Genomic DNA, 14,258 nt, shown 5'->3' with positions numbered 1-14,258 from the left:
CATGATTCGCTCTCTTTTTGCCTCACTCCTGCTCGCGGCTGCAGCCAGTGCCGCACAGCCTCCCAACATCGTTTTCATCTTTTGTGATGACCTGGCCTACCAGGCCATGAGCTGCTATGGCGATCACCGCAAGCTGCTCGACACGCCGAACATGGACCGCATCGCCAAAGAGGGCATGCGTTTCGACCGCTGCCTGGTGACGAACTCGATCTGCGGTCCGAGCCGTGCGGTGATCCAGACGGGCAAATACTCGCACGCGAACGGCTTTTACAACAACAGCAACAGCAAGTTCGACAGCACCCAGCCCACCTTCCCGAAGGTGATGCATGAGAAGGGCTATCAGATGGCGATGATCGGCAAATGGCACCTCATGACCGACCCCGTGGGCTATGACTACTGGCATGTGCTTCCCGGCCAGGGCGCGTACTACAATCCGCCGATGATCGACAACGGCAAGAACGTGAAGCATGAGGGCTACGTGACCGACATCATTGGCGACCTGACGCTGGACTGGCTGAAGACCCGTGACAAGACGAAGCCCTTCATGATGATGTGTCAGCACAAGGCTCCGCACCGCGAGTGGGAACCTCCGGTACGCTATCTGGGCTTTGACAAGGACCGTGTGTATGAAGAACCGGAGACGCTTTTCGACAGCTACTCCGGCCGCAGCAAAGCGGTGAGCGACCATGACATGGGAATCGACCGCACGATGACGGACCGCGACACGAAGCTGGTGGTCCCGGGCAACCTGAACGCCGAGCAGAAGAAGGCCTGGAATGCCTACTATGAACCTCGCAATGCCAAGTATCGCGAAGCTGCGCCTGCAGGACGTGATCTCGTCAAATGGCGCTATCAGCGCTACATGCACGACTATCTGGCCTGTGTGAAGGCGGTGGACGACAACGTTGGCCGTGTGCTGGACTATCTGGACAAGGAAGGTCTCACAGAAAACACGGTGGTGATGCTGAGCAGCGACCAGGGCTTTTATCTGGGCGAACACGGCTGGTTTGACAAACGCTGGATCTTTGAGGAATCGCTGCGCACCCCTTTCCTCGTGCGCTGGCCTGGGGTGATCAAGCCCGGCAGCACGAGCAGCAAGATCGTGAGCCTGATCGATTTCGCCAGCACCTTCCTGGACATCGCGCAGTGCCCAAATCTGGCTGATGTGCATGGCCGCAGCCTGGTGCCGATTTTCAAAGGCGAGGACCCGGCGGACTGGCGCAAGTCCCTGTATTATCACTATTACGAATACCCGGTGCCACACCATGTGCGGCCGCACTACGGGGTGATCACGGACCGCTACAAGCTCATCCATTACTACACGCCTGACCTGGACGACTGGGAACTGATGGACCGTGAGAAAGACCCGCTGGAGGTGAAGAGCTACTACAATGATCCGGCGTATGCCGACACCGTGAAGGAACTGAAAGCCGAAATTCTGCGCCTGCAGGCGGAGGTGAAGGAGACGATGCCACCGCCGCGCTTCACGCACGGGAACAAGGCCTTCGACGGAGAAAAGAATCCGCCGACGCAACCGCAGAACCAGACCCCGGGCCAGGGAAATGGAAAAGGTAAAGGCAAAGGAAAGGGCGGCGGGAAGAAGAAGGCGGAGTAAACCAACCCTCACGACTCATGACACCGACTGAGACCAAACATCAAATCGATGCCATGTCGGATGAGGACCGCTTTTTTGCGGCGGCATACCTTGAGCACCTTTCACATGCCAAGGATGCCGCTTATCGTCTGAGTTTAAGCGAACGTATGAGGCGAATGGACTCTGGGAAAAAGGTTTCCTTGGAGCAATTGGAAGGTTTGCATCTGGCGCTGGAACCTGAGGGAGTGTGATCGATAGACAATATTCTGCGGACTAAAGTCCACGCTCCCTCTTTCCCTGCGACCTCAAACTACACCTTCACCCGCTTCGGCATCGACGGGCATAGCATTGACGCCTTCGCCACCATTGCCTCGCTGCCTTTGAGGAAGAGGTGTAGCGCTCCTTTTTGGTCGCAGAACCACACCTCTTCGGCTCCTGCCGCGAAGCAAAGTTGGCGCTTGTTCTCCATCTCCTGCCGAGTGTTCCCGGGCGATACGACTTCGACACAAATCTCTGGCGCGATTGTCAGCACATCGTCCTTCAATCCACGCTTCACGCGGTTCTCTGAGATCCAAGCTACATCAATACCTTTAATGCCGTCTTCGGTAAGAACAGCTACTTCGACGCTCGCTCCCGAAGGCATTGCTGTCAGCAAATAAGCAAAGGTCGCCGATTGACGCGTCGTATGTGAAAATCCAGGAGGCAGCATCATGACGACGTGTCCGTAGCGGTTGGTTTCGATGCGGTCCGGCAGGCGTTGCAGGCTAGGATCGGCGCACACTTTTCGCCAGCGCTCCAGATGGAACGCAGTCGCATTCCTGATGCTGGGGATCCAAAGTACCGCCATGACGATGGTTGGCAGGAGATCGCGGGTGTGCCTTCAACCCGAAACTTCGGCGGAGGAAACGTCCAGCGTGTGGCTGTGCTGACTTTGCCGCCACATCGTTTTGCTCACATACCACTCGACGATCTGCGGGCCGCAGAAGACCCAGATCGTCGCGCCGAGGGCCAGGTAGGGACCGAAGGGGATCTTGGCGCTCCATTCGGCTTTGCCCAGCAGGCGTGGCACCATGGCAAACAGGGTGCCGATCATGGAGGCGGCAAAGATGGTGAAAAGCACCGACTGCCATCCGCAGAAGGAGCCGATCATCATCAGAAACAGCACGTCGCCAAAGCCCATGGCTTCGCGGGGTATGACCACTTCGGAGACGATGCCGTGAAGGGTGGTGACCCCTTCCAACTGAAATTCCTCACTGCTGTCGTTTGAATTCACCCGGAGTTTGTCATGCCACATTTCCGCTGTGACGTTCTTCCAGCTGCGGTCGTTTACCTGCAGTTCGTCACAGGTGATGACCATGCGATCGCTCTCACGCCCGTAGATGTCACCCCACTCCATTTTTTTATTGGCGAAGGACACCACGGGCGGCTCGTCGTCCTTCACTTGATCGACACTCCACTTGACGGACTTGTCCAGCCACTCGCAGCCCATGAATTTGCCCACCAGCCAGCAGATGGACGGGGAGGCTGACTTTAAGTAACCGGGCTTCTGCCGGTGGTGGACCTTGCCAAAGGCCAGCTTACCCAGTTCCACGATGATCCAAAGCAGGCCGAGGCCGAGCGCGGCGCTGGCCAGGGAGATCAGGAAGCCACGCAAATGTTCGGTTTCCCCCACCAACGCAGGGACCCAGAAGGAAGCCAAAAGCCCCACGCCGGCTCCGCCAATGGTGATGGAATGCGGCAGGATAAAGTGGTCGATGTCAATGAATGTGCCGGAGATCAGCAGGCTGACGAAGATCCAGAGGCAGAGCACATGAGGCCCCCACTCTTTGATTTTCGGCCAGGGATCGCCGCCCATGGCGTAGTCCCCGCTGACTTTCAAAAAGATCATGTAGAACAAGACGCCCGTGAGCAGCTCCACCAGGAAGTAGCGGATGGAAATCCTGGACTTGCAGTTCGCACATTTGCCCCGCAGCAGCAGCCAGCTCAGCAGCGGAATGTTTTGCCACATGGGAATCTGGTACCCGCAAGTGGGGCAGAAGCTGCGCTTGGGATTGTTCACCGATTTGCCTTCCAGGGGAAGGCGGTAGATGACCACATTGAGAAAGGATCCGATGCCTGCTCCAACGTAGAAGGCCAGAAGGTGCAGCAGGGTGTTGAGGATTTGATAGCGCATGAATGGTGGCTGAATTTGCAAACTTGGCCTGCCGTGCGTGAATACGGAAGCAAAAAACTCCGCATGTCTTCAGATTCCTGGCACCGCCTGCGCCTCCTTTTTCTCATCCCGGCCCTGCAGATCGGCACTTCCTGCGCGCCTCAGACTCCAGGCGGCACCCGCCTGATATCAGGCGATCCTGTGGAGGCGGCGAAAAAATACAATCTGGTGGACGTGCGCAAAGTGATCCCAGGCATTTCGATCGACCTGCGCTATGCCACTTCTCAAAACGTGACCGGCCAGCCCATCTACCCGGCCAACATGCCCTGCCTGCTGCGCTCTGAGACGGCGGCCAAGCTCAGGAAAGCCCAGGATCTCCTCCGCCCGCAGGGGTATGCCTTGCGGATCTGGGACGCCTACCGCCCGCCTGAGGCCCAGGAGACCTTGCACAAGCACGCCAGCACCACCGGCATGTTTCTTTCTCCCAACACCGGCTGGAGCCGCCACTGTGGCGGCATTGCCGTGGACCTGACGCTCATCGACGCCCAGGGAAATGAGCAGCGCATGCCCACCTACTTTGACCAGGACATGGCGCATGCCAGCCCCAACTACCAAGGCAGCGACCCGCTGGTGAAGCGCAATCTGCAACTGCTCAAGGCGACCATGCGGCTGGCGGGCTTCACCCAGCTGGAGTCCGAGTGGTGGCATTTTGACGACACCGACTACGTTCGTGATCCCCAGCCGGTCATTTACGGCTGGAGGCTCGCCCTTCCCTCCATGTCCACGCCGTGAGCATCCGTAACGACGCCACTTTCACCGTCATCGACGAAGCGGAAGGCTACATCGTGGTCAACAAACCTGCGCCGCTGCAAATCCATCCGGGCGATCCCAAGGGGCCGCCCACGCTGTGGCATCGTGTTTGCGATCTGCTGTCGTATGAAATCGTGAACGGTGGGCAGGTTTCCATCATCAACCGCCTGGACCGCGAGACGAGCGGGGTGGTGCTCATCGCCAAGAACCATGAACTGGCACGGCAATTTGGCATGGCCATGCAGGAGCGGAGGATTCAGAAGACCTACACCGCCCTTGTCCATGGCTGGCCGGAATGGGCCGAACTGATGCTGGATGCGCCGATTGCGAATGCGCGGGATGTACAGGCCTATGACATCTGGGTGAAGCAGGTCGTGCACCCTCAGGGCGCTGAGTGCCGCACGGCGTTTCGAGCGCTGCGGCGCTTTGAACGGGGGGGCGAAAAGTTCGCGTTGATTGAGGCAAAGCCGGAAACGGGGCGCATGCATCAAATCCGAGTGCATTTGCATCATCTCGGCCTGCCCATTGTGGGAGATAAGCTGTATGGCCGGGATGACCGGTGCTACCTGGAGTTTATTGAAACGGGATGGACGGAAGCGCTGGAGAACAGGCTGATTCTGCCACGGCAGGCGCTGCATTCATCCCGGCTGGAACTGAATTTGGAAGGGTTTCCGAGTCACTGGGATGCGCCGGTGCCGGGAGAGTTTGATTTGTGAGTGCGTTGGACGCATGGGGCCCTCCGCGAGCGCTTTTGCCGAGCCCGGCGAATGCGAGCGTCGGTTGAGCTGAGATCATTGGGGGGCTGCGAGAACGCTGATCGACAGACAAGAGTGTCTGTCGTACTTAGCTCCAGCGCCGCACTCGGCTGTCGAGCTGGAAGATCTGGCCGCTGATGTTTTCCATGCTGTGCAGGAAGGCGATGAAACGGGCGACGTCGGGGGGAGTGTTGAGACGGCCCAGAGCGTGCTGGCTGAGCAGGTTTTCACGCCAGGTGGGATCTCCCAGCAGATGGCGGGTCATCTTGGTTTCGAGAAAGCCGGGCAGGATGCCATTGGCGCGGATGTTTCGTGCGCCGTACTCTTTGGCGGTGCTCTGGGTGAAGCCGATGAGTCCAGCCTTGGCAGCGGCATAGTTGGCCTGCCCTGCAGGTCCGCTGAGGGCGGAGTAGGAGCCGATATTGACGATGTGGCCGTGGCGTTGTCTGGACATCTGCTTCAGTGCGGCCTGGGTGGTGAGAAAGGCGCCTTTCAAATTCACATCCACGACGTGGTCAAAATCGGCCTCGGTCATCCCGGTCACGGAGACGTCGTGGCAGACGCCGGCGTTGTTGATGAGGAGATCGAGGCCCGGCAGGTTAGCGAAGAACGTGCGCACCGAATCGGCTCGAGTGACATCCAGGTCAGCACGCCCGGGAGCGAGGACGGTGAAGCCTGCGCTCTGGAGTTCTGCGATGATGGCATGAGCCAAGTCCCCTTCACCGCCGGTGATGACGGCGGTGGGGGAGAAATTGGGAGCTGCTGATGGCATTCAGCTCCAGATTAAAGGGTAAAAAGATTGAGGGTAAAAAGATTTTCCCAGATTCTGAGTCTGAATTTTTTACGTCTCATTTTTTCATCCTAAACTCTGGTCGATCAGCCCAGCGTGAATGCGGGCAGCTTCACGATCTTGCCACCGGCCAAGGCGGACTGATGGGCGCAAAGGCCGACGCAGGTCCAGTTGGCAGATTGAGCGGCGTTCGGGAAGGGCTGGCGCTTCTCGGCGAGGGCGCTGGCGAACTCGTTGGCGAGGTGAGGATGGCTGCCGCCGTGGCCACTGCCCTGGGTAAAGCTGAGGTGTGTCTTCTTGCCAAGATCATAAACGCCCTTGGTGGTGAACCGCTGGATGGGCTTGGGCAGGCGTTTGGCAAAGTCGGGCGCTTTCACGAGCTTCGGAATCTTGTGTTCGGGCAGCTTGGCGCGGTGCATCACCAAAGGCTCGTGCTCGATGAGCGGCCACTCGATGGAGACCTTGTCGCCATAGACGTCGATGCTCTCACGGTACTGGCGGGCGGTGTCAAACAGGCTGCGGATGATGCGGGCGTTCACATCGGTGCCTTTGAATTTGATGTGCGCGGTCTCGACGGCAAAGGGGGAGCCGTAGTGCTTTTGCAGTTCTTTGCGGACCGTGCCGGAGCCAAAGCAGCTCACATATTCAGCAGGCTTGCCGATGAGACCGGCGACGGGGCCGACGCAGTGGGTGGCGTACCACATGGGCGGGAGGCCCGGCCAGTAGTTGGGCCAGCCGTCCATGTCCTGCTGGTGGGAGGCCTGGACGAACTGCAGCTTGCCGAGCGTGCCCTTGTCGAGCTGATCCTTCATGAAGAGGTATTCGCGGGCATAGACCACGGTCTCCATCATCATGTAGCTGAGGCCGGTCTTCTTCACGAGGTCACAGATCTTTTTGCAGTCTTCGATGCTGGTGGCCATCGGCACGGTGCAGGCGACATGCTTGCCGGCTTTGAGCGCCTCGATGCTCATCCAGCCATGGTCTGGAATGGGGGAGTTGATGTGCACGGCGTCGATGTTCGGGTCCTTCAGCATCGCCTTGAAGTCGGTGTAGCGCACTTCCACATCGAAGGCATCACCGATGGTGTTGAGCTTCTTCTCATCGCGCTGGCAGATGGCGTAGCAGGTGGTCAGCGGATGGCGCTGCCAGATGGGGATGAATTCCGCCCCGAAACCGAGGCCGACGACGGCGATGTTGAGCTTCTTGTCTGACATGATGATTGGTGGGATGACGCGGCTTTTATAGGCGGGAATGCGGAGAAATGGGAAGGACAAAGTTTGGGGGAAATCGGACGGGAATGGCAAAGTTTCAGGTTTCAGGTTTGAAGTTTCAAGTTAGGGAATCAGCACTCCATGCTGACTTCCGACTTCGACTACGATCTGCCGCCTGAACTCATCGCCAGTGAACCGCTGGCGGAGAGGTCGGCGTCGCGCATGATGGTGGTGCACCGGAAGGAAGGGCGGATTGAGCACCGAATGTTTCGGGAGGTCGGAGAGTTTATTTCTAACGAGGCGGGGGACATGCTGGTGCTGAATGACACACGGGTGGTACCGGCACGCTACTTCACCGACAAAGGACATGAAGTGCTGCGCTTGCAGATCCTCTCACCGACACGCTGGCGCTGCATGGTGAAGCCGGGGAAGAAATTTCGGGTGGGTCATACGGCCCAAATTGGCGAAGCTACGGGCACGGTGGTGGAGATCATGGAGGACAATGGGGATCGCATCATCGAGTTTGATCGTGTGGTGGATGAGTCCAAGCATGGCCATCTGGCGCTGCCGCACTACATGGGCCGCGATGATCAGCCGGCGGATCGTGAGCGGTATCAGACAGTGTTTGCACGAAGCGAAGGATCGATCGCTGCTCCGACGGCGGGCCTGCACTTCACGCCGGAGGTGCTGAATCCCCTGCCCCATGCATTCGTGACGCTGCATGTCGGCGTGGGGACATTTCAACCCGTGAAGGTGGAGAACATCGCGGAGCACAAGATGCACTCGGAAATATACGAGGTGTCAGAAGCGACCGCACAGGCGATTCAAAAGGCGAAGCGACTGATCCCCGTGGGGACGACAGCGTTGCGCACGCTGGAGACGGTAGCGCGTGATCATGGCAAGGTCATCGCCACACAGGGCAGCACGGACATTTTCATTCACCCGGGCTTTGAGTTTAAAGTCGCTGGTGGGCTGCTGACCAATTTCCATCTGCCGAAGTCCACGCTCATCATGCTGGTGAGCGCACTGGCTGGCCGCGAGTTGATTCTGGAAGCGTATGCAGAGGCGATCCGTGAAAAATACCGGTTCTTCAGCTACGGGGACTGCATGCTCATCGTGTGAAAAAGTTGCTCCGTTGCGGCGCAACTGGGCTGCTTCACGTCCCGGCCTTCGCGATCTTCTCGCAGCTCTGCACGTCCAGCTTGCCGGAGGCGAGCACGGGGATGTCGCTGACGCGGATCATCTTTTTTGGGATCCACAGGGGCGGCATGCCTTTGTCCAGCAGGCGGTAGCGCAGGTCCAAAATCTCCTGGTGCTCGGGGCCGCCGGGCATGCTGGTAAGGAGGATGAGGGCCTCGCCTTTGTCCACATCCGGGACACCGACGACGGCGATCTTGCGCACGGTTTCGTTTTCGAGTCCCATGGCTTTGACCAGGGCTTCTTCAACGGTCTCATGCGGCACCATTTCCCCGGCGATCTTGGAGAAGCGGCTGAGGCGCCCTTCGATGTAAAGGAAACCGTCCAGGTCCACACGACCAATGTCTCCGGTGCGGAACCAGCCGTCTTTCAGCACTTCGGCGCTGCGTTTGGGATCATTGAGGTAGCCTTCGAACACGTTTGGCCCCTTGAACCAGATCATGCCGCTTTGGTGCAGTGAAACCGGGCTGTCCGTCTCGGGATTGGTGATGCGCACCGCCATCCCTGGAACGACGTGCCCCACGGACCCCTGCCGGTGGCTGGGCAGCCAGCTGTGCCCGCTGTCATCGTCACCGAGCGGCTCCGGGTCGGGCAGGTTCAAGTTGGAAGCAGGAGAGGTTTCGGTGAGGCCATAGCCTTCCAGCACCCGTTTGCCGAAGCGGGCTTCAAACGCGTCCGCAACGGTGCTGGGGAGTTTTTCCGCACCGGTGACGCAGTACTTGATCGAAGTCAGCGACTCCCGGTTCACGCCGCGCAGATAGCTGCGCAGGAAGGTGGGCGTGGAGATCATGAGCGTGATGCGATATTTCTCGATCAGCTGCGCGAGCTTCTTCACTTCCATGGGCGAGGGATACGTCACCAGGTGCAGCCCGTAGATGATGGGAAACCAGAGCGTGACCGTGCAGCCAAAGCTGTGAAAAAGCGGCAGGCAGCCGAGGATGCTGTCATTGCTCTGCATGCCGAGGCGGCTGCCAAACTGCATGACGTTGGAAATAAGATTGCGATGCGTGAGTGCAACCCCCTTGGGTTCACCCGAGCTGCCGCTCGTAAACAGCAGCAGGGCCTCCTTGCGTCCGCCCTTTTTCGAAATGCCGAGCAGTGCGGCCAGAATGGCAGCAGGCAGCACCTTGCTGAGCACCAGCCACTTGGCGATGGAGACTTTCATCTTGGGCAGGATGCGCTCGATGAGAATAAGCTGCTTGCTCGGCGGCCACGGGAAGCTCTGCATCTTGCGCACAAAGATGTCCGCGGTGAGGAAGCGGTCGATCTCTCCACGGCGAATGGCGCTGTCGATGGCGGCGCGCCCTGCGGTGAAGTTGAGATTCACCGGGATTTTTCCGGCGAGGACGACGGCCACATTGCAGATGAGGCCGCCGAGACCGGGGGGCAAAATGATGCCTACACGCGCCTTTTTGGTCTCACGTTTCACCACCTGGGAAAGGGCCAGCGCCGTGGCGAATACTTTGTCAAAGCGCAGGATCTTTTCGTCTTTGCCATCCACCACGCTGTTGCGGGTGCCATGCTTTTTGAAGCCCTGGATCAAGGCATATCCAAGGCTGAGCTCGAGCGCGGCACACTCGCTGATGCTCTGCTCCGAGAGCAGCAGCAGGGCCTCCTGATAGCTGGCGAGATTGTTTTCCGTCCCCTGGAGCAGGCGGCCGAAATTGAAGATTGCTTCGGCATCGCTGTAGCGCCGTTCGATCGGCAGAGCAGTGTCCTGGCGGCGGTGCACATGCAGAGGCAGCACTGGGATTTCGGCCTTGAGCAGAAATTCGAGCTTGGTACCCGGCACGGTGGTCATGGGAGAGGCCATCGTGGCCGCTTCTGCTGGAAGATAAATGATGACGGAGCCAGTTTTGGCGGCGTCCGTCATGGCACTGCGATAGGCGGAGACTTCCGTCTCACCGGGAGCAAACTCCAAGGCATGAACGTGCTCGCGCTCCAGGTGCGCGCGGAGAAGAGGATGCAGCGCCGCGCCTTTTTTCACCACGTAAACCACCTCCCGCCCTCCCAGCACGAGTTCCAGGCGCAGAAGGTCAAAGTAACCGAGCTGGCTGGGCAGGATCATGAATCCGCCGCCGGAGGGCAGATTCTCTTTGCCGAGGATCGTGAGGTCTTTGAGGGTAACGGGCTTTTCAGAGGCCATGGGGTGGAGGCAGAATGCAGGTTTGGCGTACGTAAGCGGGGAGGGACGCGCATGCCAGCGGGAAAAGGGGACCTGAAGGGAGTTTGCGGTGGTTGGCGATGGTTTGCGGTTGTTTGCCGTGGTTGCCTGTGGAAGGAAGTCCCCGGCCACAGCGCAGCGGCAGCCCAGCCACTGCAAACGATTGCCAACCATTGCAAACCACCGTCAACTTCCGCCCCATGCCCCCTCCTCCGCGCTATCCTCGCCGTGATTCTCCTGCTGCGCCGCCTCCCGGCAGTGAGGGGTGGCTGCGGCCATGGGCGCAGATGAAGTATTTTTCGTTCCACCCAGCCGTCTACCCTAACATGCTCCGCGCGGTGTCTCCAGACGCGGGACCGGGAGATCTGGTGAACGTCTATGACAAGGAAGGGCAGCTGTTTGGCAGCGGTTTCTACAATGCCAATGCGCGCGTGCCGCTGCGGGTGCTCCAGCATGGCGATGACGTCCTCACGGAAGACTCCCTGGACGCGCGCCTGGATGCAGCGCTGGACCTGCGCCTGAAGACCCTTCGCCTGAATGAAACCACCGACGCCTGGCGTGCGATCTCCTCGGACGGGGACGGCATCAGCGGTCTGGTCGTGGACCGTTACGCCGATGTTCTCTCCATCGAGGTGACCACTCTCGGAGTCTGGCGTCGCCTCCGCCGCTGGCTGCCAAAGCTGCATGCGGCACTTGGCACGAAACAGCACCTGATTGAGGTCGATCCCGACATCGCCCGTATTGAGGGAATGCGCCGGGCGGATGTGCCGGAAATGGACGATCCCGCCCCCCGGAGCGTGCGCATCCGGGAAAATGGGGTGCGCTATCAGGTAAGCTTCGAAGACGGCCACAAGACCGGTTTCTTCTGCGATCAGCGCGACAACCGGCAGAAATTCGGCCAGCTGGCGAGGGGACGGCGCGTGCTGGACCTTTGCAGCTACACAGGCGGCTTCTCCCTCAACGCCCGAGTGCATGGCGGTTGTGAGGATGTGACGGCCGTGGATCTCGATGAGAAAGCCATCGCCCAGGCGAAGAAGAATGCGGATTTAAATCAGGTGCGCATCGACTGGGTGCATGCAGACACTTTCACCTGGGGCCGTCAGATGCAGCAAAACGGAGCGCTCTGGGACGCGATCGTGCTGGATCCACCGAAACTAGTGTTTTCCCGCGATGCGGAGGAGGGGCAGCTGGGCCGCAACAAGTACTACGACATGAACGCCGTGGCCCTGGGCCTGCTGCGCCGCGGCGGCCTGTTCGTCACCTGCTCCTGCTCGGGTTTGCTGGATGTCGCTGAATTTGAGGAGATTGTCATGCGCGCGGCGCACCGCAACAAGCGCCGGCTGCAGATCCTTGACCGCACGGGTGCCGGGGCCGACCACCCGGTGATGTCCAATTGTCCGGAAAGCCGCTACCTGAAAGTGCTTTGGTGCCTGGCGTGGTAAATCCCGGCCAGAGAGCATGATTCCGTCGCAGGTTTCCTTTGCTACCTCATCCCGACTGTTTACTCTGCGTGTCCCATGAATCCAGAGGTGCAAAACATTGTGGCCGCAGGCAAGCTCCCTGCCGCTGACGGCGAAAAACTTTCCAAACTCGAACCCGGAACTTTCGTTCTTCACAAAAGCTGGGGTGTCGGCAAGATCGCCGAATGGGATTTGCTGGGAGATCGCGTGCTGATCGACTTCGAAGGCAAGCCAGGACATCCGCTCAAGCTGGCCTTCGCCGTCAGCTCTCTCGAAATCATTTCCCCGGATCATCTCCTGGCGCGCCGCCTGGGAGATCTCGACTCCCTCAAGGAGATGGCCGCAAAGAATCCGCCGGCCCTGGTGGAGCTGGCGCTCAAAAGCAGCGGCAATTCCCTGCATTTGGACGATCTGGAAAAACTGCTCAAAGGCCGCATCGTTCCTGATGCTGACTACAAAAAGTGGTGGGAAGGTGCCAAGCGCGCGCTCAAAACCCACCGCCACATTGTGGTACCCGCCAAGCGCACGGAAAAGCTGGTGCTGCGCGACCAGGCGGAGAACGCCGGCACGCAGATGGTGAAGTCCTTCCTGGCCGCGCGCGATCTGAAGAGCAAGCTCGCCACGCTGGCCAGCATTCAGAAGGACATTGACCTTTTCACCGACGCGAAGTCCGAGCTGATCCCCGTATTCCAGGACATCTCAGATTCCGCCCGCAAAAGCGTGAAGCTTAATCTCAAGGAGTGCCTGCAGCTCCTTCTGGCCCGTGACGAACTCATTGAAAGCCTGAACGCCTCGGCGCCCATGGGCTCCATGAAGATCTCCGATCTCATCATGGAAACCAAGGAAGTGCTGGCAGATTCCATCAAAGGACTCTCTGCCAGCCTGCTGGGCCGCATTTACCGGGCATTTCCGGAAGCCTTCCCGAACCGCGGCTGGGTGCCAGAAATCCTGCACCACCTCACGAAGACGGGTGGTCGCGCCGTGGCCGAAATCGCCACCGTGCTGGACGCCAACGACGAGCTCGACGTGCTGGCGGAAGCTTTGAAAAAGTCCCTGCGCAACCGCATGCTCTCCGCGGATCTGCTGATCTGGATGGCGCGCGAGCGCAAAGGCCTGGCGGAGTCCGTCTTCGATATCGATCTCGGCCATGCCATTCTCGGCGTCATTGAAAGCGATCACATGGAAGGCGGCCCCAAACGCACCGGCCGACTGCAGGATCTGCTTTCCGATGACAAAACGCTGCTCGGCGAAATGGTGGCCGAGGCCGAAGATGAAGACGTGCGCCTGCTGGCCAAGCGCCTGATCAATGGCTCCCTCTTTGACGAACTCACCCGCCGCTCCCTCATGGCCCGCATCATCAAGGTGCGCCCTGAGATGGAGGCCATGATGGACGAAAACGCCGCAGCAACCCACAAGGATGATTCCCTCATCGTTTCCTGGGAAAGCCTGGAGAAGAAAAAGCAGGAGCTTGAAGACCTCATCAACGTCAAGATCCCGGACAACAAGCGCGAAATCCAGATCGCCCGTGATGAAGGCGACTTGCGGGAAAACGGTGGCTACAAGGCCGCCCGTGATCAGCAGTCCGTTCTTCTCCGCATGCAGGGCAAGCTGGAGCGAGAACTCCGCAATGCCCGTGGCACCGATTTTGCCAACGTTCCCACCGACAAGGTGGGCATTGGCACGATTGTGGATCTCGAAGACGTTCCTTCGGGCGAGAAGGAAACCTTTACCATTCTCGGCGCTTGGGACGGCGATCTGGACAAGAACATCATCAGCTACCTCTCAGAGTCTGCCAAGGCGCTGATCGGCAAGGCAGTTGGCGAAGAACTGGACCTCCCGACCGACAGCCACCACGTCAGCCGCAGGGCGAAAGTCGTCGCGATCCGCCCTTTCAAGGCCTGACCGTCGGTTTTATGGTAAAAGGTCCCATTGAATATAGGTATATGTCCGTACCTGACGATAAAGCGTGATTTTTCCTGAAACTGCGGCACGTACAACTGCTCGATCCTCTCCCCCCAATCTTGGGGATCGTCCTCGATAATGTGAGCAGTCTATGCTTTCACGCACGCGTCAAAAAAATGTCTTTAGCCGTCCTCTCTTTCTTTACCACCAGAAGCCTTCGAAG

The 14,258-nt window shown here is 59.1% G+C and carries 12 protein-coding genes; 7 read left to right on the top strand and 5 right to left on the bottom strand.

Translation table 11 applies throughout. The features are described from left to right. The first annotated feature begins 1 nt into the window (after position 1). A complete protein-coding gene (locus ACILSO_RS25795) occupies positions 2-1,615 on the top strand; it encodes a sulfatase (protein WP_395740359.1) in 1,614 nt (537 codons plus the stop codon). Between the two features lie 17 nt (positions 1,616-1,632). Further along, entirely contained in the window at positions 1,633-1,845 is a 213-nt protein-coding gene (locus ACILSO_RS25790; protein ID WP_395740358.1) for a hypothetical protein, read from the top strand. Between the two features lie 59 nt (positions 1,846-1,904). Here ACILSO_RS25790 and ACILSO_RS25785 read toward each other — a convergent pair whose 3' ends face one another. Then, positions 1,905-2,441 carry a Uma2 family endonuclease gene (locus ACILSO_RS25785; RefSeq protein WP_395740357.1) on the bottom strand — a complete coding sequence of 179 codons (537 nt, stop codon included), beginning with the start codon at positions 2,439-2,441 and terminating at the stop codon, positions 1,905-1,907. Between the two features lie 33 nt (positions 2,442-2,474). Beyond that, positions 2,475-3,767, bottom strand: coding sequence for a prepilin peptidase (locus ACILSO_RS25780; protein WP_395740356.1), 1,293 nt, complete (start codon positions 3,765-3,767; stop codon positions 2,475-2,477). Between the two features lie 63 nt (positions 3,768-3,830). On the opposite strand from ACILSO_RS25780, the gene ACILSO_RS25775 reads away from it, so the two are divergent. Both ACILSO_RS25775 and ACILSO_RS25770 read left to right on the top strand, forming a co-directional pair. Then, complete coding sequence (locus ACILSO_RS25775) at positions 3,831-4,538, top strand: M15 family metallopeptidase (protein WP_395740355.1); 708 nt, start codon at positions 3,831-3,833, stop codon at positions 4,536-4,538. Next, positions 4,535-5,272, top strand: coding sequence for an RluA family pseudouridine synthase (locus ACILSO_RS25770; protein WP_395740354.1), 738 nt, complete (start codon positions 4,535-4,537; stop codon positions 5,270-5,272). The genes ACILSO_RS25775 and ACILSO_RS25770 overlap by 4 nt, the downstream gene beginning before the upstream one ends. Before the next feature lie 127 nt (positions 5,273-5,399). Here the strand turns inward: ACILSO_RS25770 and ACILSO_RS25765 are convergent, their stop codons facing one another. Beyond that, entirely contained in the window at positions 5,400-6,083 is a 684-nt protein-coding gene (locus ACILSO_RS25765; protein WP_395740353.1) for an SDR family NAD(P)-dependent oxidoreductase, read from the bottom strand. A 104-nt stretch (positions 6,084-6,187) separates the two neighbouring features. Next, positions 6,188-7,315, bottom strand: coding sequence for a Gfo/Idh/MocA family protein (locus ACILSO_RS25760; protein ID WP_395740352.1), 1,128 nt, complete (start codon positions 7,313-7,315; stop codon positions 6,188-6,190). Between the two features lie 138 nt (positions 7,316-7,453). On the opposite strand from ACILSO_RS25760, the gene queA reads away from it, so the two are divergent. Then, positions 7,454-8,434 (top strand): tRNA preQ1(34) S-adenosylmethionine ribosyltransferase-isomerase QueA, encoded by a 981-nt coding sequence (gene queA / locus ACILSO_RS25755; protein WP_395740351.1) that lies wholly within the window; start codon positions 7,454-7,456, stop codon positions 8,432-8,434. A 34-nt stretch (positions 8,435-8,468) separates the two neighbouring features. On the opposite strand, the gene ACILSO_RS25750 is transcribed toward queA, so the two are convergent. Next, complete coding sequence (locus ACILSO_RS25750) at positions 8,469-10,655, bottom strand: AMP-binding protein (protein WP_395740350.1); 2,187 nt, start codon at positions 10,653-10,655, stop codon at positions 8,469-8,471. A 218-nt stretch (positions 10,656-10,873) separates the two neighbouring features. Between ACILSO_RS25750 and ACILSO_RS25745 the strand changes: the two genes are divergently transcribed. Together ACILSO_RS25745 and ACILSO_RS25740 are read left to right on the top strand one after the other, a co-directional pair. After that, positions 10,874-12,115 carry a class I SAM-dependent rRNA methyltransferase gene (locus ACILSO_RS25745; protein WP_395740349.1) on the top strand — a complete coding sequence of 414 codons (1,242 nt, stop codon included), beginning with the start codon at positions 10,874-10,876 and terminating at the stop codon, positions 12,113-12,115. 75 nt (positions 12,116-12,190) lie between these two features. Further along, on the top strand, positions 12,191-14,035 hold the full coding sequence (locus tag ACILSO_RS25740) for a GreA/GreB family elongation factor (protein WP_395740348.1): 1,845 nt from the start codon (positions 12,191-12,193) through the stop codon (positions 14,033-14,035). The last annotated feature ends 223 nt before the right edge of the window (positions 14,036-14,258 follow it).

Origin of the sequence: Prosthecobacter sp., from assembly GCF_044226605.1 — a bacterium.
Lineage (GTDB): Bacteria > Verrucomicrobiota > Verrucomicrobiia > Verrucomicrobiales > Verrucomicrobiaceae > Prosthecobacter.
Note: the sequence above shows the minus strand (reverse complement) of the source record. Positions and strands in the feature narration are given on the sequence as shown.

Bases quoted from the DNA above. Each gene is read 5' to 3' on its own strand.
- ACILSO_RS25795 (WP_395740359.1), top strand. From the start codon at position 2: ATGATTCGCTCTCTTTTTGCCTCACTCCTGCTCGCGGCTGCAGCCAGT.
- ACILSO_RS25790 (WP_395740358.1), top strand. From the start codon at position 1,633: ATGACACCGACTGAGACCAAACATCAAATCGATGCCATGTCGGATGAG.
- ACILSO_RS25785 (WP_395740357.1), bottom strand. From the start codon at position 2,441: ATGGCGGTACTTTGGATCCCCAGCATCAGGAATGCGACTGCGTTCCAT.
- ACILSO_RS25780 (WP_395740356.1), bottom strand. From the start codon at position 3,767: ATGCGCTATCAAATCCTCAACACCCTGCTGCACCTTCTGGCCTTCTAC.
- ACILSO_RS25775 (WP_395740355.1), top strand. From the start codon at position 3,831: ATGTCTTCAGATTCCTGGCACCGCCTGCGCCTCCTTTTTCTCATCCCG.
- ACILSO_RS25765 (WP_395740353.1), bottom strand. From the start codon at position 6,083: ATGCCATCAGCAGCTCCCAATTTCTCCCCCACCGCCGTCATCACCGGC.
- ACILSO_RS25760 (WP_395740352.1), bottom strand. From the start codon at position 7,315: ATGTCAGACAAGAAGCTCAACATCGCCGTCGTCGGCCTCGGTTTCGGG.
- queA (WP_395740351.1), top strand. From the start codon at position 7,454: ATGCTGACTTCCGACTTCGACTACGATCTGCCGCCTGAACTCATCGCC.
- ACILSO_RS25750 (WP_395740350.1), bottom strand. From the start codon at position 10,655: ATGGCCTCTGAAAAGCCCGTTACCCTCAAAGACCTCACGATCCTCGGC.
- ACILSO_RS25745 (WP_395740349.1), top strand. From the start codon at position 10,874: ATGCCCCCTCCTCCGCGCTATCCTCGCCGTGATTCTCCTGCTGCGCCG.
- ACILSO_RS25740 (WP_395740348.1), top strand. From the start codon at position 12,191: ATGAATCCAGAGGTGCAAAACATTGTGGCCGCAGGCAAGCTCCCTGCC.